We start from the raw sequence: 22,435 nt of genomic DNA on the forward strand, positions 1-22,435 counted from the left end.
GACGACTCATATGGCACTGACGTACACCGCGGGTTCCCTCGTGACGGCCCGCGGCCGCGAGTGGGTGGTGCTGCCCGAGAGCGAGCCCGACCTGCTCGTCCTGCGCCCCCTCGGCGGTTCGGACGACGACATCGCCGCCGTCTTCCCGGCGTTCGAGGAGGTGAAGGGCGCCGAGTTCGCGGCGCCCGAGCCCTCCGACCTCGGCGACCAGCGGGCGGCCGGCCTGCTGCGCACCGCCCTGCGCATCGGCTTCCGCTCCGGCGCGGGCCCGTTCCGCTCCCTGGCCGGAATCGCGGTGGAGCCGCGCGCCTACCAGCTCGTCCCGCTCCTCATGGCCCTGCGCCAGCAGACCGTCCGCATGCTGATCTCCGACGACGTCGGCATCGGCAAGACCGTCGAGGCGGGCCTGATCGCGAGCGAGCTCCTCGCCCAGGGCGAAGCGACGGGCCTGGCCGTACTCTGCTCCCCCGCGCTCGCCGAACAGTGGCAGCAGGAGCTGCGGACCAAGTTCGGCATCGACGCGGAACTGGTCCTCTCCTCGACCGTCTCCCGCCTCGAACGCGGCTTGGACCTCGGTCAGTCCCTCTTCGACCGCTACCCCCACGTCATCGTCTCCACCGACTTCATCAAGTCTCCGCGCCACCGCGACGACTTCATCCGCCACTGCCCCGACCTGGTGATCGTGGACGAGGCCCACACCTGCGTCGCCGCCGAGGACACCGCCTCCGGTGCCCAGAACCAGCTCCGCTACGAGCTGCTGCGCCGCGTCGCCGAGGACACCGAGCGCCACCTGGTCCTGGTGACGGCGACCCCGCACAGCGGCAAGGAGTCGGCGTTCCGCAACCTGCTGGGGCTGGTCAAGCCGGAGCTGGCGGAGGTGAACCTGGAGTCGGATGCGGGCCGCAAGCTTCTCGCCCAGCACTTCGTGGCGCGCAAGCGGGCTGACGTACGCCAGTACTTGACCAAGGAGGACGGGCTCACCGACGACAGCCTCGCCGAACGCACCGCGTTCCCGTCCGACCGGTACTTCAAGGACGAGACGTACAAGCTGTCCCCGGCCTACCGGGCTCTACTGGACGACGCCATCGCGTACGCGAGTGAGCGCGTCGAGGCGGCCGGCAACCAGGGCAAGCGGGAGGCCCGCATCGCGTGGTGGTCGGCCATCGCCCTGCTGCGCTCCCTGGTGTCCTCCCCGCGTGCCGCGGCCCAGACCTTGCGCACCCGCTCCGCGGCGGCCATTGCTGCCTCCGCCGAGGAGGCCGACCGGCTCGGCGCCCCGCTCAACAGCGACGCTGCCGACAGCGACACCCTCGAAGGCATGGATGTGGCCCCCGGCGCGGAGACGGACGGTGCGGGCGACCGCCTGTCCGAACTCGCGGAACGAGCGGCCGCACTTGAGGGCGTCGGCGACGACCTCAAGCTGAAAGCCCTGATCAAGCACCTCAAGGCCCTGCTCGCGGACGGCTACCACCCGATCGTGTTCTGCCGCTACATCCCGACGGCCGAGTACCTGGAGGCCGAACTGGGCGCGGGCGAGACCGAGGACGGCAAGAAGAAGCGCTCTCCGCTCGGCGCCAACACGGTCGTCAAGGCCGTCACCGGCACGCTCTCCCCGCAGCAGCGGGTACAGCGCATCGAGGAGCTGGCCGCGGAGGCCGGTACGGACAAGGCGGCCCGCCGCGTCCTCATCGCCACCGACTGCCTGTCCGAGGGCGTCAACCTCCAGCACTACTTCGACGCCGTCCTCCACTACGACCTGGCCTGGAACCCCACCCGCCACGACCAGCGCGAGGGCCGCGTCGACCGGTACGGGCAGAAGCGCGACGAGGTCCGCGTCATCACCCTGTACGGCGATGATAACGGCATCGACGGCAAGGTCCTCGAAGTCCTGATCAAGAAGCACCGGCAGATCAAGAAGGACCTGGGCATCTCGGTCTCCGTTCCCGACGAGCTGTCCACGGGCGTGACGGACGCCATCGTCGAATGGCTCCTGATGCGCGGCCGTGAGCAGGAGGACGCCCTGTTCAGCGCGGACGCCTTCAAGGTCAGCACGGCGAAGCTGGACAGCGACTGGAACTCGGCCGCCGAGCGGGAGAAGGCATCCCGGTCCCGGTTCGCGCAGCGCTCGATCCATCCGCAGGAGGTGGCCCGGGAGGTTGCGGCGGTCCGCGAGGCCCTGGGCGGCACGGGTGAGGTCGACACCTTCGTCCGCGAGTCGCTGCACGCGCTGGGCGCAGTGATCCGGGGTGCCGGCGAGGACTTCACCGCCCAGGTCGGCGGCACTCCGGCCGGCCTGCGCGACGCGCTCGCCCCGGTCGTCGGCGCCGAGGTGATCGAGAAGGACCGGCCGATCCCCTTCCGCACCGACCCGGCGGTGAGCCGCGGCGAGGCGGCCCTGGTCCGCACGGACCCGGTGGTCGGCGCCCTCGCGGCTCACGTCCTGAACGCCGCCCTCGACACCCGGGCCGACGGCGCCCGTCCGGCCCGCCGCTGCGGCGTCGTCACGACGGACGCGGTCACCACCCGCACCACGCTCCTCCTGGTCCGCTACCGCTTCCACCTCACGCTCCCCTCCCGCACGGGCGAGAAGCAGCTGGTCGCCGAGGACGCCCGCCTGCTGGCCTTCCGGGGCTCCCCGAAAAACGCGGTGTGGCTGACGCAGGAACAGGCCATCGCCCTCCTCGACGCCACGGCCACGCAGAACACCGACGCGTACTTCGGCGAGCGCACGATGACCCGCATCCTCGGGCAGCTCCCGGACGCCTCGGACCACCTCGCCGCGTACGGCGACGAGCTGGCCGCCGACCTCGACGCCTCACACCGCCGGGTGCGCGCCGCGTCCGGCGAGATCGTTCGCGGCCTGACGGTCACCGCCCAGAAGCCCGCCGACATCCTCGGCGCCTACGTCTACCTGCCCGCGGGAGTGTCCGCCTGATGTCTGCCACCACCCGCAACCAGGTCTTCACCGCCGTCCAGACGGTCGGCGCGCTGCTGCCGGCCGACATGCTGCTCCGGATCTCGGAAGGCAAGGACGTCCCCGGCTCCAAGCCCGCCGACTACGGCCTGCCGACGTCCCGCTCGGTACGGGACGAGGCCGAGCGCAGCTGGGAGTACCTCAAGCCCCTCTGGCGCGACCTGCGCAAGCGCCTCCCGGAGCACCCGGAGACGGGCCAGCCCGCCACCGACCCGACGGGCCTGGCCGGCAGCGACTGGCTGACCCCGCTCTGGCGCGAACTGGGCTTCGGCCCCCTGACACCGGTGGGCCCAGCCGGCATCACGGCCGACTCCGACGCCGAGAAGTCCTTCCCCGTCTCCCACCGCTGGCGCCACGCCCTCATCCACCAGGCCGCCTGGAACGCCAACCTGGACAAGCGCCCCGGCGGCGCGGGCACGGTCCCGCCGCAGTCGATGCTCCAGGAGTGCCTGAACCGCGTCGACGCCCACCTCTGGGGCGTCCTCACCAACGGCCGCCAGCTCCGCCTGCTGCGCGACTCCAGCGCGCTGGCCACGGCTTCGTACGTCGAGTTCGACCTCGAAGCCATCTTCGACGGCGAGCTGTTCAGCGAGTTCGTCCTGTTGTACCGCACGCTGCATGTCTCCCGCTTCGCGGTCGCGGAGGACGCGGCCCCGTCGGCATGCTGGCTGGAGAAGTGGCGCACGGAAGCCATCGCCTCGGGCACCCGCGCGCTGGACCAGCTCCGCAAGGGCGTCCAGGAGGCAATCACCGCTCTGGGTACGGGGTTCCTCCGCCACCCGGCGAACACGGCCCTGCGGGAGGACGTCCGCCCGAAGGCCCTCCAGGCGGCACTCCTTCGACTGGTCTATCGGCTGCTGTTCATTTTCGTCGCCGAGGACCGCGAAGCGCTGCTGTCCCCGAAGGCCGACCAGCAGGCCCGCGACCGCTACGCGTCCTACTTTTCCTCGGCCCGCCTGCGCGCGCACGCCCGTAAGCGGCGCGGCACGGCCCACGGTGACCTCTACGAGGCCCTGAGCATCGTCCTCGCAGCCCTGGGAGACGAGAACGGCTGCCCGGAACTGGCCCTGCCGGGCCTCGGCGGCCTGTTCAACGACACTGACGCGGACGCCCCGCTGCGCGGCCTCAAGCTGTCCAACGAGGCACTGCTGACCGCCGTACGCCACCTGTCCCAGGTCCGCGACGGCAGCCGCTGGCGCGCCGTGGACTACCGACACCTGGACGCGGAGGAACTGGGCTCCGTCTACGAGTCCCTGCTGGAGCTGGAACCGAAGCACAGCGCCAGCGATCGCACGTTCACGCTGGTCGAAGTCGCGGGCCATACCCGCAAGACGACGGGCAGCTACTACACCCCGTCGTCGCTCATCGAGTGCCTCCTGGACTCGACGCTGGACCCGGTGATCGCGGATGCGGTGAAGCGCGGCGAGGAGGCGGCCACGGCCGCCGGCGCCGCCGACCCGGCGGACTCCATCGTCAACGAGCTGCTGTCCCTCACGGTCTGCGACCCGGCCTGTGGCTCCGGCCACTTCCTGGTGGCGGCGGCCCGCCGCATCGCCAAGCAGGTGGCGGCGGTGCGGGAACGCAACCCGGAGCCGACCCTGGACGCGGTCCGCCACGCCCTCCACGAGGTCGTCGCCCGCTGCATCTACGGGGTGGACCTCAACCCATTGGCCGTCGAGCTGGCCAAGGTCTCGCTGTGGCTTGAGGCCCTGGAGCCGGGAAAGCCGCTGGGCTTCCTGGACGCGCACGTCAAGCACGGCAACGGGCTGATCGGGGCGACCCCGAAGTTGCTGCGGGACGGCATCCCCGACGAGGCTTTCATCCCCACCGAGGGCGACGACAAGAAACACGCCAAAGCCCTGGAAAAAATCAACCAGCAGGAGCGCGTCGGCCAGGGCAGCCTGTTCGACTTCGACGATGAGTCAGTCAAGGTCGCCAACACTGTGTTCGCAAGCGGCTTGCGGTCCATCACACAGGCCCGGTCGGAGGAACTGACGGACGTACGCCGCCAGGAGGAAGCCTACGAAAAGTGGGCCAGGACTTCTGAGTATCGGCGTGCCATGCGCGTGGCCGATGCCTGGTGCGCCGCGTTCGTCTGGCTCAAGACGCCAGATGCACCGCGCGCGGTGACGCACTCGGTGTTCAAGGCATTGGAAGACCCCAGCGGCACGGGTGCCACGCCGGAGACCGCGGCCGAGATCAAGCGTTTGCGCACTCAGTACACCTTCTTCCACTGGCACCTTGAGTTTCCCGAGGTCTTCTCCGTCCCGGAGAACGGACAGGGGGTGTCACCGGCGACTGGCTGGGCGGGCGGCTTCGACTGTGTGGTGGGCAACCCTCCATGGGACAGCGTGGACTTTCGCGAGCAGGAGTTCTTCGCCCAGCGCGCTCCTGAAATCGCCGAGGCATCGCGCACGTCCGTACGAAAGAAGATGATCGACGCTCTTAAGGACTCCCCTGACACCCTCCCCTTGTTCGAGGAGTTCGAGGCGGGGAAGCGGAAGGTATACGTCGAGAGTCACTTCCTGCGCCGCTCGGGCCGAGTTCCCTTGACCGGCCAGGGGAACCTCAACACGTATTCCGTCTTCACGGAAACGGATCGCATTCTGCTGAGTCCGACAGGGCGCGCAGGGGTCATCGTGCCGACGGGGATCGCCACTGATGCACGGACCCAGTACTTCTTTAAGGATCTTGTACAGAGCGGGTCGATCGCCCTGCTGTACGACTTCGAGAACGCAGCACCCCTCTTCCCAGGGGTTCACCGCTCGTTCAAGTTCAGCATCCTGTCACTCACCGGCAGGTCCATGCGTGAACCGGTGGCACAGTTCGCCTTCTTCCTGCATGACCCGGCCGAGTTGGACAGCGCTGACAAGGTGTTCGCGCTGGCTCCGGAGGAGATCGAACTACTGAACCCGAACACGGGGACTCTTCCAATTTTCAGATCCCGTCGGGATGCCGAGATCACACTGGGCATATACCGCCGCCTCCCCGTCCTCTGGAAGGAAGGTGCACCCAATGGAAACCCTTGGGGCATGTCTTTCTTGCGGATGTACGACATGGGTCACGATTCGGCGCTCATGCACCCCCGCGAGGATCTCGAAGCCTCCGGCTGGACACTTGAGGGCACAATCTTCACTAAAGACGGGAAGCGAATGCTCCCCCTGTACGAGGCGAAGATGCTCCACCACTATGACCACCGGTGGGCCACGTACGACACCGAGGGAGACACACGATCGCTCTCGCCGGAAGAGAGAGAAGATGGCGACGCGCTAGCTCTTCCCCGGTACTGGGTGGCCGAAGAGGACACGCCATCAGGCAAATTCGACAGGAACGGTGAGGACATCCCGATCCCGGGCGTCCTCAAGCGCCTCGCCGAGAAGGAGTGGCAGCAAGGCTTCCTACTCGGTTGGCGAGACATCTGTCGCTCCACTGATGAGAGGAGCATGATCACCGCTCTGCTTCCTGCGGTTGGTGTGGGACACCTTCTCCTCCTCGCCCTACCCCGGCTCCCAGAGCTTCTCGCATCCGCATGGTCGTCCTTCGCATTCGACTACGCGGCGCGACAGAATATCGGGGGCACGCACTTGAGTTTCTTCACAGTCAAACAGCTCCCAGTCCCGACACCCGAACAGCTCACCGTGCATGCGCCGTTCATCGTCGCCCGCGTCCTCGAATTGTCCTATACCACCAAGGACATGAAGGGACTTGCCACCCACCTAGGCGACACTGGCGCAGCCTTTGGCTGGAACGATGAACGCCGCAGGCGTATCCGAGCCGAACTGGATTCCCTCTTCTTCCACCTCTACGGGATCTCCAGGGAAGACGCCGGCTACATCCTCGACACCTTCCCTATCGTCCGGCACAAAGACGAGGCGAAATACGGCTCCTACCGCACCAAGGAGCTCATCCTCGCCGAGTACGACCGGATGGCCGCCTCCGGCGTCAGCATGGAGAACCCGCTGATCGACGGGGAGAACTACACCTCGACCCTCACGCCGCCCCCGGGCCACGGCCCCCGGCATGAGGCGCGGCCCGAGGTCGGTTGAGTTCCCCTACGGCGCGGCTGGGCCCCAATAGGGCTCAGCCGCGTGCGGCGTAGGTGACGAAGCTCGACCAGCCGTCGCGGCCGACGGCCAAGTGCGGCCGGGTCACGTCCTTGGAGTCACGTACGTGGATGGCGTGTTCTGCGATGGCGACCTCCACGCAATCGTCTCCTTGCGTGCCGCTGTAGCTGGACTTGAACCAGGCGAGTTCCGTCGTCCTCATAGCTCTCCTCGCAGTCTCTCCAGCAGGCCGCGCGATTCCTTGGGGTTGAGGGCCTGCGAGCGCAGTGTGTCATAGCGCTGACAGAGCAGGCTCACCTCTTGGATGCCGGCGATCAGTCGGCCGTTCTGCTGACCTTCGGAGTAGCCAAGCCTCCGCCCCTCAGGGGTTTCCAGCAGGCGAACGGGCCCGTCCAGGCACGCGTGGAGCTCTGATCCCAGCGGCATCACTTGCAGCGTCACATTACGCGGCGCGCTCAGCTCCAACACCAGGTCCAGCATGCCTCGCTGTACCTCCACCCCTCCCAACCGACGCCGGAACACCGCCTCCTCCACGATGAAGCTGAACGGCACCGTCGGGCGCTCCCGAAGCATCTTCTGCCGGTCCAGCCGGGCGGTCAGCTGGGCCTCCACCTGTTCGTCCGTCAGCAGCGGGATGCTGTTGTCGAACACCGCCCGCGCGTACCCCTCCGACTGCAACAGCCCCGGCACCAGCCGGCACTCGTACGTACACAGGCTCACCGCCACCCGCTCCAGCCGTGCCCACCGGCGGAACCACGCCGCCAGCCCCGGCTCACCCCGCGTCAGGTGACGAGCGGCCTTCTTCAGCGCGCCCGTGTTGCCCAGCGCCTCCTCCGCCCGCTCCACGAAGTCCTCGTCCGGCATCCTGCGGCCCAACTCCACCGACTCCACCGTGTGCTTGGAGAACCGCACCCGCGTCCCGAACTCCACACGGCTCAGCCCCGCATGCTCCCGCAGGGCCTGGACGACGGCCCCGAACGTCCTCAGACTGTCCGACGGGTCGGGTTCGCGCTCCCAGTCGCCCGCCACCCCATCGACATCGCCACCCACGATCGTCATACGCGGCCACCTCCAAGTACGTACATGGGTCCTCCCCGCGACTGACTGACCCAGCGTGACGGCAATCAGCCCGTACCGTCCACTCCCTGTGCCCGTACGCTGACTCCGCGTACGGGGTGGATGCCTCGCGGACCCCGCCCCAACACCGCCACCGTGGCCCCTATGAACCCCACCTCCCCACAGCTCAACGCCCGCCCAGGTTCCTTCACCCAGCTGCTGTCCTCCACCCGGCGCGGGGCCCGCCTCGCCCGGCTGCTGGCCGTCACCGAACTCCGTAGCTGGGACGTACCGCCAAGCCTCACGGAGCGTGCCGAGCAGATCGTCGCGGAGCTCGCCGCGAACGCCGTGTTCCACGGCCGGGTGCAGGGCCGGGACTTCCGGCTCGGACTCGCCCTCGCCCCGACACCCCGCGCCCTCCGCATCGAGGTCACCGACGCGCGCGGCGACCGGATGCCTGTACTCCCCCAGCCCGCCGACGGCGAGACCGGCCGCGGCCTGCTTCTAGTCTCCGCGCTCGCCGACCGCTGGGGAGTTGCGCCGTACCCGCCGAGCGGTAAGACCCTGTGGGCGGAGACGGATCTTCCGCCCCTGAACTCAAGGCACGAATCCGGCCAAGCGGCCGGGCAACGCCTTTGATCAAGGAAAGCCGGTCGCTCTACGCTTCCCCCGGCGGGCGGCATCGCCCGCCGCACCCGGCTCGACCGTCGAGGAGCGTGCTCCGTGCCCTTTCCGCCCAGCGACATGCTTGCCGCGCAGAGCAAGTGGCTCTACTTCCAGGGCCTGGAGCACAAACTCCGCGAACGCCATCCCGAGCTGGCCCACCGGGTCTTCTTCAACTCGGGCGGCACCCTCCTCTACCTGAAGGTCATGCTGGCGGGCGAGAGCGGTGTCGCCTTGGCCATGACACGACTGGGCCACACCACCGCCTGGACGATCCTCGACCCGAAGGTGGACAGCGAGCCCTCCGTGTGGGCTCCGGGCACCCCCGGCGAGGTGCTGGTCGACGCTCTCGCCGCCCATGCGTCCGCGCGCCTCGCCGGCGTACCCGTCGCCTCCCCCTGGCGCTGGCACCAGAGCGAGCGATCAGAGGTGACCGACGTGGCCGACCTCCTGACGGACAAAGGAGTCAAGGTCCGGCGCGTCGTGGCGGGTAACAGGTGGTTCGCGTACGGTCCGCGGTTCGAGCCGAAGCTCGGCATCGTGGAGAGCGCCAAGGGTGACCATGTCGAAGCCGCGCTTCCCGGAAGCAGCATCGTCCGCGTCTCGGTCACGCCGAATCTCGGCTGGCTGGTCGACCTCCACACTCCGGAGTGGGGCGCATGGGGGAGGGTCGATCTCAGCCGCGCGGTATCAGGGCGGGTGCGGGCCACTCCCGGGGTTCCGCTTGCCCAGGCATCCGTGGACAGGGTCGCCGAGGTGATCACCGAGGGGCCGGGCAGGTGGGCCTACGCTGTCGCGCGGGAGCCGTTCAGCCATGACGCGCCGCCCACACCGTTCGGCTTCGACATCGCGGAGGCCGTCCTCGCCCAGCTCCCTCCGCTCGGCTTCGGCGATCTCAAGGAAAGCGATGGTGACACCCTCATCTGCTCCAACTCGTACCACGTCGAGTGGTACGACCGAGAGTCCAAGAACCTGTCGAAGCCCGAGCTCCAGCGTATGAACGGCCTGGCCGCCGCAGCCGGGGACGACACCCCCAAACGCCTCATCCTGATCACCAGCTCCTGGCTGACCCGCCCCGCGGCCGACTTCGCTGACCAGGCCAAGGCGTTCGTCTTCCACTTCGACCGCGGCACCGGTCGGCTAGAAGCCCTGAACCCGCGTGCCCGAGAGGCGATGCCACCGTACGACGACCCCCGCAAGCACGATCTCGAACCCTGGTGACACCGCCCCTCCGTTGTCAGTGGCAAGACTTAGCCTGCTCGTAAGCGATCTGACCATCTGGAGAGTGTGAGGGCCCTGTGGCGGCGGACCAGTACCCGGAGTTCCTCTTGCAATTGCCGAATGGCGGCCCCATTGCCCGAGGGCAGTTGCTGGCAGACCCAGGCGCGCGGGGCAGCCAAAGGTTTGTGGTGGCCGCAGGGTCGGCGGCCAGGGCAGAGGAAGTGCCCTCGTACGCGCGGCGTAAACCACACTCGTATCGGGTACGACGAAAGCTGATCGAAGAGGGTGCTCTCCGGGAGTCCAGCAGATGGTCGGGGTGGCTGGAGTGTTCCCGGGACATCGAGTGCTCTTCGCCTTCGGCCGCCGCTGAAATCCTGATGGGTTGCAGCACCAATGGCGGGGGGATGTGGAGAACCGCCGAAGGGCAAGCACTTTCCGCATACCTCGGCCCGCAGTCGGCCAGCCCCCGCCGGGCTTGGCTCGTGCGCGGCTCCAACGTCACCGGGCTCGACCTCGTCCAGCGCATGTGGCTGCCCCAGGGGCAGGTGACGCTGGCCGCCTCCCGGCTCCGGCAGGGGTTGGAGACGGGCATCAGCAAGGAGCAGCTCCGCACCCTCGTCCAAGAGGACTACGAGGCCACGGCGACCTACAGCCAGAAGCAGGACCTGGTGGAGGAGCTGCACGCCTTCCTGTCCCGGATGAAGCCGGGTGACACCGTGTGCACCATCTCCGGCGGTCGCCTGTACGTCGGGGAGATCTCCGGCGAGGTGGAGCAGGTGGAATCCGAGGACCACCGGGCCAACCTGCGTCGCCCCGTAACCTGGCAGGACGAGGGGTACGCGTACGACGGGCTGCCGGAGGAGCTTCAGCAGAAGCTGTCCATCCAGCACGATGTAGTGGAGCTGACCACCGTCCAGGCCGTCATCGACGGTCTCGGTCTCACGAACGAGGAACTGGCGGACGAGGCAGAGGCGATAGAGCGCGACCCGAGCGTGGAGATCCCTGCCATCGCCGCCCGACGGGAGCTGGAGCTGCCCGAGCCGACGGACGAGCTGGCCGCCGAGCTGCTGGTCCACGACACGGACTGGCTGCGCGAGGTCAGGGACCTGCTGTGGGACGACCGTCAGCTGGTCCTGTACGGACCGCCGGGCACCGGAAAGACCTACCTGGCACTGAAGCTGGCCGAGTTCCTCGGCGGCGGCCCGGAGCAGGTGAAGCTGGTCCAGTTCCACCCCTCCTACGCGTATGAGGACTTCTTCGAGGGGTTCCGGCCGCAGGAGGACCCGGAGACCCGGGAGGTGGCCTTCCGCCTGACCGCCGGCCCGCTGCGCGAGCTGGCCGATCTCGCCTCCCGCGAGGGCAACCGGCACCTCCCGCACTTCTTGATCATCGACGAGATCAACCGAGCGAATCTGGCCAAGGTCTTCGGTGAGCTGTACTTCCTCCTGGAGTACCGGAACAAATCCGTCCGGCTGACCTACTCCGGTGACGACTTCGCCCTGCCCCCGAACCTGTTCGTCATCGGGACCATGAACACCGCGGACCGCTCGATCGCGCTCGTGGACGCGGCCATGCGGCGCCGGTTCGCGTTCGTCGAGCTGTCCCCGCGTACCGAGCCCACCAGCGGGCTCCTGCGGCGCTGGCTGGAGTCCCAGAAGAAGAGCTCCGAGCCGGCCGAGCTGCTGGACGCACTCAACGCCCGGATCGACGATCCCGACTTCCGGATCGGCCCCTCGTACCTGATGAAGAAGGGCGTGTACCGGGACGGCGGTCTGGACCGCACCTGGCGGACGAAGATCCTTCCGTTGCTCGAAGAGCACCATTACGGCGAGGGCATCGACATCGAGAAGCGGTACGGGCTCGCCGCGCTGCGGCGGTCGATCCCTCAGCCGCCGGAAACCGAGCAGGTGTAGCTCGCGTGACCCAGGTCATCGAGCTCGTCGAATACGCTCCGGCCACCGGCCACGCCCTGCCGGACGCCGTCGGCCGGGCGCTCGCCGCCGCCCGGATCGTGGAGGCGTCCCCCGACCCGTACACGCCGGGCCGTTGGCTGCTGCGGGCCGGCAGCAAGGTCGGCGCGGTGTCCGTCGACGTACCGGGTGGCGGGAGCGGACCGGTCACCGTCCGCATCACGCCCAAGGTGCCCATCGCGCGGCTGTTCTTCCTGCTCGGCTACAGCCTCGACCCGAAGGGCGGCTGGCGGGACGGGCAGGTCGACGTAGGTGAGCATCGCGAGGTGCTGCCCGCGCTGGCGCATGCGGTGGAGCGGCAGATAGACCGGGCCCTCCGGCAGGGGCTGCTCCAGGGGTACCGGGCGACCGAGGAGAGCGCGCTCGTGGTGCGCGGGCGGATTCGCGAGGCGGACCAGATTCGGCGCCGCTTCGGGGCCACACTGCCAGTGGAGGTGGCGTACGACGAGTTCACCACCGACATCGCCGAGAACCGCATCCTGCGGGCTGCCGTCGACCGGCTCCTGCGCCTGCCCGGTGTGCCCCGCGAGGTGCGCCGCCGCCTGCTGCACCAGCGGGCGCGGCTCGCCAACACCACCCCGCTGGTTCCCGGACAGCCGCTCCCGGCCTGGCGACCGTCACGGCTGAACACCCGCTACCAGCCTGCCCTGCACCTCGCCCGGGCGGTACTCGAAGGGGCATCACCCGAGCATGCCCCCGGCGGCCTGCGCATCGACGGCTTCCTGTTCAACATGAACAAGCTCTTCGAGGACTTCGTGACGGTCGCCCTGCGCGAGGCGCTGTGCGGCTCGGACCTGACGGGCGCCCTCCAGGATTCGCACCACCTCGACGAGGCCGACGCGATCCGCATGAAGCCCGACTTCGTGCTGTACGGGCCGGACAGCGCCCCGATCGCCGTCGCCGACGCCAAGTACAAGGCGGAGAAACGGGACGGCTACCCCGATGCCGACCTGTACCAGATGCTCGCCTACTGCACCGCCCTGGGACTGCCCGAGGGTCATCTCGTCTACGCGAAGGGCAACGCACCGCACGCCGCCCACCGGGTCCGGCACGCGGGCATCGTCCTCCACCAGCACGCCCTGGACCTGCACCAGGCTCCGGCCAGTCTGCTGGCCGACATTGCCGCCCTTTCCCAGCAGATGGGCGCTTACCTGCCCGTATGATCAGCGGCGGAGTGTCCGTCCAGGATGGGGAGTTCACGTCGTGCCGCAGCTCGCGTTCGCCAACAGCTTCTGGGAGAGCTACGACGTCCTGGAGAAGCCGATCAAAGCCGGCGTACGCAAGGCGATGGAAAAGTTCCAGCGGCTGACGGTCGCCGAGCTCTACGCCGACAAGGGGCTCCACCTGGAGTCCGTGGACAAGGCGCGCGACCCCCGGATGCGGACGATCCGCGTCAACGACTTCTGGCGGGGTGTGGTCCTCTCCCCCGACGACGGTAGCGACGTCTTCCTGCTGGTCAATGTGGTGCCGCACGACGACGCATACACCTGGGCGGCCAAGCGGCTGTACACGACGAACAAGGCCACGCGGGGCCTGGAGGTCCGTAATGTCGTCGCGATCGAGCAGCTGACGCCGACCTTGGAGAAGGCGGCCGCGAAGGCCCCGACGCTGCTGTTCGGGCAGTATTCCGACACTGTGCTCCGCGATCTCGGCATCGACGAGCAGGTGCTGCGGGCGGTGCGCACGGTCATCAACAAGCCCCAGTTGGAAGCCTTCGGGACCCTCCTGCCCGAGGACCAGTTCGAGGTCTTGCAGTACCTCGCGGAGGGATTCACTCCCGAAGAGGTCTACCGGGACGTCGTCGCGGTGCGCCGCCCGGCCGACGCCGGCCCGGATCCGGACCAGAGCCTGGCCGTGGCCATCGCCAACACCACGAGCCGCATCACGCTCGTGACGAGCGCGGACGAGCTGACGGAGATCCTCAACAAGCCTTTCGCCGCATGGCGGGTGTTCCTGCACCCCTCGCAGCGTCGGGTGGCCTACCGGGTGTCGTACGGCGGACCGGTCCAGGTGACCGGCGGGCCGGGGACCGGCAAGACCGTCGTGGCCCTGCACCGGGTCAAGCACCTGCTGTCCCGCTCGCCCGACACCCGGGTCCTGCTCACCACGTACACAAATGCCCTGGCCCAGGTCCTGCGCGAGAACCTCGCTCTGCTGCTCGACGGGGACGAGGTGCAGCTGGCCCGTGTCGATGTCACCACGGTGAACGCCTTCGCCCACCGGACCGTTACCAACGCAGGGACGCGGGTGCCGTCTCCCGTCAACGACCAGGAGGAGCGACAGATCTGGCAGCGCGTACTGAAGAAGCTTCAGCTGCCCTGGTCCGAACAGTTCTTGGCACAGGAGTACCGTCACGTCATCCTGGCGCAGGACATCCGCGATCTGGACACCTACCGCACGGCTCTGCGGCGGGGCCGGGGCAACGCCTTGTCCACTTCCCGGCGGGAGCAGTTGTGGCCGGCTGTGGAACTGTTCGAGGCGATGCTGAGCAGCCAGGGGTCGACCACCCACCTCCAGGTGTGCGCGCGAGCAGCCCGGCTGCTCGCGGAGGCCGCACCCGCCTACGACCATGTAGTGGTCGACGAGGCGCAGGATCTCCATCCGGCCCAGTGGCGGGTGTTGCGCGGCGCGGTCGCGCCCGGCAGCGATGACCTGTTCATCACCGGGGATCCACACCAGAGGATCTACGACTCGAAGGTGTCGCTCAGCTCGCTGGGGATCTCGGTGACCGGCCGTACCACTCGGCTGCGCATCAACTACCGCAGTACGGAGGAGATCCTGGCCTGGTCGACTGGCATCCTGGCCCCGGTGTCGGTCGAGGATCTGGGCGGCGCGGGCTCGGACAGCCTGGCCGGCTACCGCTCTGTCCTGCACGGGCGCCGGCCTAGCTTGGCAGGGCACGGCTCTGAGCCGGCGGAGGTCGCGGCGCTGGTGGACCGCGTGCGGGAGTGGATCGCGCAGGGCGTGCGGCCGTCCGAGATCGGCATTTGCGCCCGCTTCAACCTGCTCCTCGACAAGGTGTACGAGCGGCTGGCGGCGGACGGGATTCCCGTGGCCCGGGTCCGGGACAACCCAGGCCCTCAGGTGGAAGGCGTGCGCCTGGCCACCATGCACGCGATGAAGGGACTGGAGTTCCGCTGCGTGGCGGTGATCGGCGTCACGGCGGGGGCCCTGCCGTTCGGCCGGGAGGTCACTCCGGCCTCCATCGACGCCCTTCAGCACGAATCGGACCTGCTGCGGGAGCGCTGCCTGCTGTTCGTCGCATGCACCCGGGCCAGGGAGGCACTGTACGTCTCCTGGTCCGGGCCGGCGAGTGAGTTCGTTCCGCAGGCGGCCGAGCGCTGAGCCCGGCTGCGGCAACGGGGCGAGTTCTCCCGGCTAGGAGTTGTCGTCAAAGTGTCACGCCCACATCAGCAGCGATGCGAGGGTGACGGCTGCTTGGTAGGACTGGGCGGTCTTGTCGTACCTGGTTGCGATGCCGCGCATTGCTTGAGGCGGTTGAAGCACCGTTCCGCGACGTTGCGGCGCTTGTAGACCTGTTTGTCGAAGGCCGGCGGGCGGCCGCCTTGGCTGCCGCGCCGGGCACGGTTGCGGACCTGGTCGGACCGCTCCGGGATGGTGTGGGCGATGCCGCGGCCCCGTAGCCAGGTTGGTGTTCCCGCCCGTCAGGACGAAGGCGAGTGGTCGGCCCGAGCCGTCGCAGGCCAGGTGCATCTTGCTGGTCAGCCCACCACGGGACCGGCCGAGGGCGGGGCTCGTGCGCCCGGCCCCGGCCGCGTGCTGGTGGGCACGGACGACGGTCGAGTCCACCGACACCAGCCACTCGATTTCGCCCGCCGCATCGGTGTTCGCCTGCGCGGCCTGGAGCATCCGCTCGAAGGTTCCGTCCGCCGCCCAGCGGCGGAAACGGGTGTGGAGGCTGGCCCACGGGCCGTAACGCTCGGGCATATCCCGCCATGCCCACCCCGGTGCGGAACTTCCACACGATCCCGTTGAGGACCGTCCGGTCGTCCAGCCGCGGCCGCCCCAACACAGGCCGAGGCAGCAACGGCTGCACGAGTTCCCACTCGGCATCGGACAGTTCATGGCGACGTATCACCACACCATGATCCACAACCCAAGATCACTTTGACGACAGACCCTAGCCTAGAAGACTGATGAAGATGTTGGGTTTCTGGCCCCGCCGCGTCAGCGGTGGGGCCAGACTCGTTGTTGTGGTTCAAGGGGAGTGGGCCGGGGAGACGGTCGGGCCGGATGTGTGGGCGAGGTGCCGGGAGTTGATTGCGGCTGGGAGTGTGTTCGCGTTCCTGGCCGAGCACCGTGGCCGGTTGTTTCCCGCGGAGATGTTCGCGGACATGTATCCGTCGGCGAACGGGCGGCCGTCGATGCCGCCGCAGATCCTGGCCGCGGCGATCACGGTGCAGGCCCTGCACGGCCTGTCGGACTTCGAGACGGTCCAGGAATTACGCTGTGACCTGCGGTGGAAAGCCGCCTGCGGGCTCGGTCTGCACGACATGGCGTTCGACCCGTCACTGCTGGCGTACTTCCGCCGACGGCTGGCCCGCTCCACGCGCCCGAACCGGGTCTTCGAAGCGTTCGCGAGGTCGTCAGGGCCACCGGGGTCCTGAAGGGCAAGCACCGGCGGGCACTGGACTCCACCGTTTTGGACGACGCGGTCGCCACCCAGGACACCGTCACCCAGATCATCGCCGCCATCCGCGCCGTGATCCGCGAGGTCCCCGGCGGCGCCGAAGTGGCCGGGGTGCGGTGCTCCGCCCACGGCTACACCGACCCGGGCAAACCCCGCATCGCCTGGAACGACGCCCAGGCCCGCGCCGCGCTGGTGGACGCCCTGGTCACGGACGCACTCAGGTTGCTGGGGCATCTACCCGAACAGGAACTCGGCGAGAAGGCCGCCAACGCGGTGGGCATCCTGGCCCTGGTCGCGGGCCAGGACGTCGAACCGGCCGAGGACTCCGACGGCCGCGACGGACGCTGGCGCATCACCCAAGGAACGGCCCCGGGCCGCATGGTCTCCACCGTCGACCCCGAATCCCGCCACGTCCACAAAACCCGCTCACACCAGCAGGACGGCTTCAAAGCCCACCTCGCCATCGAGCCCGAGACCGGCCTGTTCACCGCCGTGGCCCTGCGGCCCGGCGCCGGGCCCGAGCACCACGAAGCCGCCGTCGGCCTCGAACTGCTCGCCGAGGAGGACGAACCGGTCGACGCCTTCGGCGACACCGCCTACTCCACCGGCGATGCCCGCCAGGCCCTGGAACAGGCAGGACACCGGCTGTTCCTCAAACCTGCACCCCTGCGGCCGGCCGTCCCCGGCGGCTTCACCCTCGACGACTTCACCATCGACACCACCACCGGCACCGTGACCTGCCCCCAAGGAGACACCGTCGACCTGTCCGGGCCCGGCGGCCGGCACCAACAGCGCAGGGCCGTCTTCGCAGACCTGTGCACCAGCTGCCCACTACGTGAGCGGTGCACCACAGCCAAGGCCGGACGCGTCCTGACCATCCGCCCGCACCACGACCTGCAGGCCGCCGCCCGCCGCCAAGCCGCAACCGACCCCGACTGGCAGGCCGACCACCGCCGCCGGCGGCCACCCGTCGAACGCGCCGTCGCCTGACTCGTCCACCACGGCAACCGCCGACTCCGCTACCTGGGCACCATCAAGAACGACACCTGGCTCCACACCCGAGCCGCCGCCCTCAACCTCCGCCGGCTGATCAACCTCGGGCTCACCCACACCAACGGCACTTGGCACCTCGCCCCAGCCGGCACATGACCACGAGGGGCTGCCCGGGCTGCGGCCGGACAGCCCCTCAACAAGATCTTCATCAGCCTTCTAGGCGTCCTTGTCGGGGGACGGGATGAGTGCCCCGTTGCCCAGTCCGTCGCGGGCCAGCTCTACGGCCTGACGGCCGAGGTCCGCGGCCTCCCGGACACGTTCCTCGAATTCCTGGATCGCGTTGAATGCCCGCCCGTAACGGCGCTGCGCCTCGATCTCCATCTTCGGGACCCGACCGCTTCGCACGTCGAAGCGATAGGTGCCGCTGGCGCTGGTCGAGCGCCGGGTGTTCGCCGTGCTGTGCAGGAAGCCCCGAAGGTAGGCGGTGTCCAGCTGGTCGCTGACCGACGTCGGCTCGGCATCTCCGTACTCTACGAGGCCGGCCCGGGCGAGTTCGGCGACACTCACCGTCGAGGCATCCAGGGTTCCAGGCCCGGTCCCGTCGGCGAGAGTCGGCAGGAGTGCGGCAAGTTCGGCGAGCTGGTGCTCCAGCCGGGCCCGCAGTGATTCGTACTCGGCACGGTAGTCGCGGTGCGAGGCCAGGATGTGTCGGCCGGGGGTGAGGTCGACGGTGTCGTCCAGCAGGTCGACCAGGGGCGCGTCCACCACTTGGTGCGGGGCCGGATCCAGTGGTCCGTCCGGCTGGTTGGCGGTCAGATCGACAAGCCGCACAGACGTCGCTGCCTCACCGGCGTTCAGCGGGCGGGTGAGCTGCCAGACATGGACGGGGAGTGCGTGCGAGGCCGCGACTCCGCCAGGCAGGGCGACGACCTGCGTCAGTACCCCGCGCCGCACGAGCTCGGCCCGGATCCGGCGGCCTGCCTTGCGGTACGCGACCGATGCGGGCATGACCATGAGGACTCGGCCGCCCGGAGCGGTATGGGCGTATGCGTGTTGCAGCCAAGCCAGCTCACTCTCGGCCTTGGGCGGTGTGCCGAACTCCCATCGCGAGTCGAGCAGCAGGGACTCCCGGCCCCAGTCGGTGATGCCGACGGGCGGATCACACACCACCAGATCGGCACGCACCTGAGGCCACCGATCGCCGCAGAGCGAATCGCCTTCGGTGACGGAGACATCCGCCTGCCCACCCAGGTCGGCCCGGAGCTGGGCCAGGCGCGCGCTGCTCGGTTCCCGCTCCTGCCCGAAACGTTTCAGCCCGCGCCTGGGTCCGACGGTGAGCAGCAGCGTGCCGATGCCACAGGCCGGGTCCAGCACGGTGGCGTCCGCGGGCAGGGTCCCGGCGAGATGACGCAGTGCACGGAGGATCCGCTCCGAGGTGACATGGTCTGAGCCGGAACGGCCGACGGAGTCGGTGATCCGAGTGGCCAGCCCCTCGACGACCGCGGCGGCGGAACCAGAACGGACAAGCCGTTCGGACAGCCGTACGGCGTCAGCGGGAAGATCCGAAGTCGGTTCCGCCTGCGCCAGCCGCCGAGCGACGTCTGCGACGCCCGCGACCGTCTCCTCCCCGTATGCAGCCCGCACCGCCTGCCAGAGCCTGACCTCGTCCGAGACGTCCTGCCCCTTGTGCTGTCTGTCCAGCCAAGCCTGCACCTCGGTGAAAGCGAACAGCGGACTGTTCACACCACCGCCTCTGGGCGCGGGGAAGTCTTCATAGCGACGGCGCCAATTGGACACAGCCGCCCGCGTCACACCTGCGAGGCGGGCGATCTCAGACCCGGACACCAGCTGTTCCGGCGAAGCAGCCTCCATATCAGCCATAGCCCCAGCGTACACGACCACCCTGCCGAGTGACCTTCACAACACGTTGACAACGTACACACCGCGTCACCTGAAACCTGCCGATGACGCAGCCGCTACTCCTCGTCTGATTCGTCCAGGGCGAAGTCGAAGGACAGCTGCTCGACGGACCTCTGGCTGTCAGCAGCCTGCTCCTCCTTGACATCGGTGTCGACCGTGTCGTCCTCGTCGTGCGGGAGGGCGTACTCGTCGGCGAGCCGGGCGAGGTGCAGGACCAGTGGCAGCCCGAGCACGTCGCGGTAGTCGTCGCCACAGATGCGCTGCTGGTGGACGAACGCCGCCCATGCCTCCGGGTCGTCCCCCGGCTGAAGGCAGGCGACGGTCAATTCCAGGAGCTCCGGATTCCACGCGTTGGCCTTCGGCCGGAAGGCGTTCTTGCCCGACGCGTTGGTGTGGGCGGTGAGCTTCGCGTCCTCGTTGGTGAGTTTGGTCTGTGTACTGGCCTTGCCGGCCGTGCTGTAGAAGACACGGCCGGAGTCCCCGGCCGCGCGGGACACCCACAGGCCGCCGGCGAAGCCGGCCCGCTGCATGCCCTTGTGCTTCGCATCGAGCTCTTCCGCCTCCGCCCACCACTGAGGGGTCTCGTCGCGCCCGCTGTCGGCCACGCGCACGACCCGGAGCTGCTTGCCGTAGAGGCCGATCCGCTGGACGGGCCCGCCGTCCAGACCGAGCCGGTCCTGATGCACTCCGTCGTTGCGCAGCCACGGCCAGCGCTTGCGCACGTCCTGCGCGTGTACGAACACCAGCGTCGGGGCGCTGCGCAGGCCGGCCACGGTCTTCTTGATGAAGGCGGCCACGTGCGCGGACTGCTGCGGCGCCGAACTGAGATCAGTGTCCCTGACCCGTCCGGTGAGGGACTTCAGCAGCTCCGGGTACGGCACCCACTCGTGCATGTCGGCGGTCTTGCCCAGCACACACTTCGTTCCGGGCCGGATGAGGACGGCGATGGGAGTGAACTGCGGCCTTCCGGTGGGACCGGTGCGGCGCTGCTCGACCAGGTGGAAAGCGAGCTGGTTGAGTCCGGGCGGAATCAGCTCGTCACCGAGGGTGTGCTGCGGGATGAAGCGCGTACCGGTCTGCCGGATGCCGTCCGCCCAGGCCGCCTCGGCACGGATCACGGCCTCGTCGGCCGCCTTCTGCGGCTCCAGGTCCTGGTCCAAGGGTCGGAGGAACTGGGTGACCAGACCGGCCTCAGCGCAGCCGAGACGGATGGCGTACTTGGGGTCGGCCCGCCGCTTGGCGTTGCGGAAACTCTCCTCCCCTTCCAGTTCCACGAAGGCGACCTGCGCACCGGGCACCGGCAGGCGGCCCGGCGTTACTGCCGCCGCAACCTTGCGGCGGCGCTCGTCGATCGCCTGCTCGTGTTCCTTTCCACGGCGGGGCACCCGCTCCCCGCCGAGCGGTGCGCCCAGGTCACCAAGCGGCAGTGCGCACAGCTTGACCGAGAGCTCCGGTGTGTCCCACCGCCAGATCTCGCCCGTCCCCTCCCGTCGATGGCCGGCCAGGCCGAGGCCCGCTTCCGCAGCCGCGAGCACCCGATCCCGCTGGTCGTCGGTCTGGTAGAGGACCAGACCGACGAGCGCGGCGCCGTCGAGGGCTTCGGCGAGGCGGGCCCTGCGCTTGACCGCGTTGTCGGCGAGACTCTGTTGCCGCTTACCGAGGGCGGCGGCCAGGTACCCGGGCTCCTTCTCCTTCTTGGGGATGGACGGCAGAGGCTGGAGCTGCCGCTTCGGCGGGCCGGCATACCGGCTGCGTCCGAGCAGCGGCACCGGTACGAGCTCCGGGGCCAGCGCCTGCTCGGCCCACTCCGTGAGCCGCCGCCGCTCGCTCGGCATCAGACCGGTACCGACGGGGTGAGCCCCCATCGCCGCCTGATGGCCGACAGCCAAGGTCAGCCCGTCCCGCCCACCGAGCCAGTGGTCGGCCTCCTTGACCAGCCGGTCCACGGAGGGCAGGGCGTCGAGCGCGGTCACGTAGCCGAGCATGCCCTGCACTCCGCCCTGGCTCCAGTCCGTGATGCCGTTGCGCCAGCGGATGGTCGCCACGGAGAACGCCGGCGAGGACAGCCCATCCGGGACGAGCGAGGTGTCGGGCAGCAGGTAGACAGAGACGCCCTTCTGGTACGGCATCCACACCTTTCCGGTGACGAAGCGGCGGATGCCCGTGGCCAGGTGCACTCGGGGGACGGACGAGAAGGGTGAGGTGCGGACCGTGATCCTGATGCTGGCCGAATAGTAGGAGGGCGCCTTGCCCGACTCGATCTTCCGCGGCGGCCAGGACATCAGCTCCGCACCGCCGCTGCCGAGGCCCCGGGCGCCCGGGAGCTGGGCCACCCGTCGGAACATCAGGCGCTCGCCGTTGTGCTCGTAGGGCTCCTGCCGCTCGATCCGGCCGGCCAGGACCTCCGGCAGCAGCCGGTAGACGTGGTTCGCGGGCAGGGCGGTCCCCCCGGGAGACAACTCCTGTTCGAGCAGGTCCACCATGCCGAGCTGCCAGTGCGAGATCGCCGGTCCCAGTTCCCGGAAGGTCTCCATCAGCTGAGCGCCGGTGGCAGGATCGTCCGGGTTCTTCCCGAGGTTCCTGAGCCACGCGGCGATGTACGTGTTCATCACCGACATGGGGTATTCCTGCTCGCAGTACAGCCAAGGGCTCCGCGCGCCGAAAGTGGCCGTCCCGTCGACGGTGACGATGTCCGGAGCGGTAGCTCGCATCAGCTGGTTGACCGCCTGCGTGGGCACGGTGCGGCGCCAGGCTGCCTCGCGCTCGGTCAGGCCCGCACGGCGCAGCTCCAGAAGCGGCTGCTCCCATTCGGCGGGCAGCGCGAGCGTGTACATCGGGACCGCGAAGGAGCCGCGCGACGGGTCGGCCGTGTAGGCCGCAGCCCGGATGTGCTGGTATTCCACGGAGTGGTTCTCCCTGTACG

11 protein-coding genes and 2 pseudogenes are annotated in these 22,435 nt (G+C 69.0%); 8 read left to right on the forward strand and 5 right to left on the reverse strand.

From position 1 onward, the window contains the following. Positions 1-10: 10 nt before the first annotated feature. The gene (locus ABZ934_RS04910) at positions 11-2,935 is read left to right on the forward strand and encodes a helicase-related protein (RefSeq protein ID WP_361308517.1); all 2,925 of its coding nucleotides are present in this window, start codon (positions 11-13) and stop codon (positions 2,933-2,935) included. Next, complete coding sequence (locus ABZ934_RS04915) at positions 2,935-7,020, forward strand: DNA methyltransferase (RefSeq protein WP_361308519.1); 4,086 nt, start codon at positions 2,935-2,937, stop codon at positions 7,018-7,020. The genes ABZ934_RS04910 and ABZ934_RS04915 overlap by 1 nt, the downstream gene beginning before the upstream one ends. A 34-nt stretch (positions 7,021-7,054) precedes the next feature. On the opposite strand, the gene ABZ934_RS04920 is transcribed toward ABZ934_RS04915, so the two are convergent. Both ABZ934_RS04920 and ABZ934_RS04925 read right to left on the reverse strand, forming a co-directional pair. Then, a complete protein-coding gene (locus ABZ934_RS04920; protein WP_361308521.1) occupies positions 7,055-7,240 on the reverse strand; it encodes a DUF397 domain-containing protein in 186 nt (61 codons plus the stop codon). Then, on the reverse strand, positions 7,237-8,097 hold the full coding sequence (locus ABZ934_RS04925) for a helix-turn-helix transcriptional regulator (protein WP_361308523.1): 861 nt from the start codon (positions 8,095-8,097) through the stop codon (positions 7,237-7,239). The genes ABZ934_RS04920 and ABZ934_RS04925 overlap by 4 nt, the downstream gene beginning before the upstream one ends. A 162-nt stretch (positions 8,098-8,259) precedes the next feature. Between ABZ934_RS04925 and ABZ934_RS04930 the strand changes: the two genes are divergently transcribed. The 5 genes from ABZ934_RS04930 to ABZ934_RS04950 all read left to right on the forward strand — a co-directional run bounded on the left by ABZ934_RS04930 (position 8,260) and on the right by ABZ934_RS04950 (position 15,293). Continuing rightward, entirely contained in the window at positions 8,260-8,733 is a 474-nt protein-coding gene (locus ABZ934_RS04930; RefSeq protein WP_361308525.1) for an ATP-binding protein, read from the forward strand. An 84-nt stretch (positions 8,734-8,817) separates the two neighbouring features. Continuing rightward, positions 8,818-9,978 (forward strand): hypothetical protein, encoded by a 1,161-nt coding sequence (locus tag ABZ934_RS04935; protein WP_361308527.1) that lies wholly within the window; start codon positions 8,818-8,820, stop codon positions 9,976-9,978. Between the two features lie 77 nt (positions 9,979-10,055). After that, complete coding sequence (locus ABZ934_RS04940; RefSeq protein WP_361308529.1) at positions 10,056-11,891, forward strand: DUF4357 domain-containing protein; 1,836 nt, start codon at positions 10,056-10,058, stop codon at positions 11,889-11,891. 5 nt (positions 11,892-11,896) lie between these two features. Next, positions 11,897-13,111, forward strand: coding sequence for a restriction endonuclease (locus ABZ934_RS04945; protein WP_361308531.1), 1,215 nt, complete (start codon positions 11,897-11,899; stop codon positions 13,109-13,111). 40 nt (positions 13,112-13,151) lie between these two features. Next, positions 13,152-15,293 (forward strand): UvrD-helicase domain-containing protein, encoded by a 2,142-nt coding sequence (locus ABZ934_RS04950; RefSeq protein WP_361308533.1) that lies wholly within the window; start codon positions 13,152-13,154, stop codon positions 15,291-15,293. Between the two features lie 54 nt (positions 15,294-15,347). Here the strand turns inward: ABZ934_RS04950 and ABZ934_RS04955 are convergent. Continuing rightward, positions 15,348-16,044 (reverse strand): annotated as a pseudogene (locus tag ABZ934_RS04955) (IS5 family transposase). Positions 16,045-16,105: 61 nt separating this feature from the next. Here ABZ934_RS04955 and ABZ934_RS04960 point away from each other — a divergent pair. Further along, positions 16,106-17,748 (forward strand): annotated as a pseudogene (locus ABZ934_RS04960) (IS1182 family transposase). A 60-nt stretch (positions 17,749-17,808) separates the two neighbouring features. On the opposite strand, the gene ABZ934_RS04965 reads toward ABZ934_RS04960, so the two are convergent. Together ABZ934_RS04965 and ABZ934_RS04970 are read right to left on the reverse strand one after the other, a co-directional pair. Further along, a complete protein-coding gene (locus ABZ934_RS04965; RefSeq protein WP_361308535.1) occupies positions 17,809-19,473 on the reverse strand; it encodes an N-6 DNA methylase in 1,665 nt (554 codons plus the stop codon). 95 nt (positions 19,474-19,568) lie between these two features. After that, positions 19,569-22,415 (reverse strand): DUF3962 domain-containing protein, encoded by a 2,847-nt coding sequence (locus tag ABZ934_RS04970; protein ID WP_361308537.1) that lies wholly within the window; start codon positions 22,413-22,415, stop codon positions 19,569-19,571. Positions 22,416-22,435 lie beyond the last annotated feature (20 nt).

This window comes from Streptomyces sp. NPDC046557, from assembly GCF_040645975.1.
Classification (GTDB): domain Bacteria; phylum Actinomycetota; class Actinomycetes; order Streptomycetales; family Streptomycetaceae; genus Streptomyces.

What these genes read in the sequence shown, in the direction of transcription:
- ABZ934_RS04910 (WP_361308517.1), top strand. Translation starts at nt 11, where the DNA reads ATGGCACTGACGTACACCGCGGGTTCCCTCGTGACGGCCCGCGGCCGC.
- ABZ934_RS04915 (WP_361308519.1), top strand. Translation starts at nt 2,935, where the DNA reads ATGTCTGCCACCACCCGCAACCAGGTCTTCACCGCCGTCCAGACGGTC.
- ABZ934_RS04920 (WP_361308521.1), bottom strand. Translation starts at nt 7,240, where the DNA reads ATGAGGACGACGGAACTCGCCTGGTTCAAGTCCAGCTACAGCGGCACG.
- ABZ934_RS04925 (WP_361308523.1), bottom strand. Translation starts at nt 8,097, where the DNA reads ATGACGATCGTGGGTGGCGATGTCGATGGGGTGGCGGGCGACTGGGAG.
- ABZ934_RS04930 (WP_361308525.1), top strand. Translation starts at nt 8,260, where the DNA reads ATGAACCCCACCTCCCCACAGCTCAACGCCCGCCCAGGTTCCTTCACC.
- ABZ934_RS04965 (WP_361308535.1), bottom strand. Translation starts at nt 19,473, where the DNA reads ATGGCTGATATGGAGGCTGCTTCGCCGGAACAGCTGGTGTCCGGGTCT.